Source organism: Ferrovum myxofaciens (assembly GCF_000735045.1).
GTDB lineage: Bacteria > Pseudomonadota > Gammaproteobacteria > Burkholderiales > Ferrovaceae > Ferrovum > Ferrovum myxofaciens.
Genome location: NZ_JPOQ01000504.1, coordinates 1 through 355 on the forward strand (window position 1 = coordinate 1; position 355 = coordinate 355).

Consider the following 355-nt stretch of genomic DNA (forward strand, 5'->3'; position numbering starts at 1 on the left):
GTTGTCCGGGGACTCTGCCTTGAGCCAGGAGAGTTTTTCATCCTTCTCGCTGGCATTCATGCTCCCGTCCACATGCTCCGCTTCGCAGGCCAGTGGAGAAATCACCTGTTCAAAAGTTTCTTCGCTTTCTTGATAGGCATCCACCACGGCCTTGAACATCGTGGCGATCTGCTTTGAACTGACCTTGTGGGTCTTGGCTCCTTTCTGGATTTCAATCACCTGGCAGAAAGCCACGGCCCGGCGCATGGCTTCCCCATCGTCACCCTGATCCATCAGGCCCTGCTTGGACAGGGCTTTCCAGCAGCCGATGATCTTGGCAGCGTCGTCCACCTTGAGTTGATTATTCTCGTCTTTC

At 54.6% G+C, this 355-nt stretch carries 1 protein-coding gene; it reads right to left on the bottom strand.

Going from position 1 to position 355, the window contains the following annotated elements; translation table 11 throughout:
• Positions 1 to 355, bottom strand: a 355-nt coding sequence (locus tag IV91_RS16400) for a hypothetical protein (RefSeq protein ID WP_035418920.1), incomplete at both ends; no start/stop codon positions are given.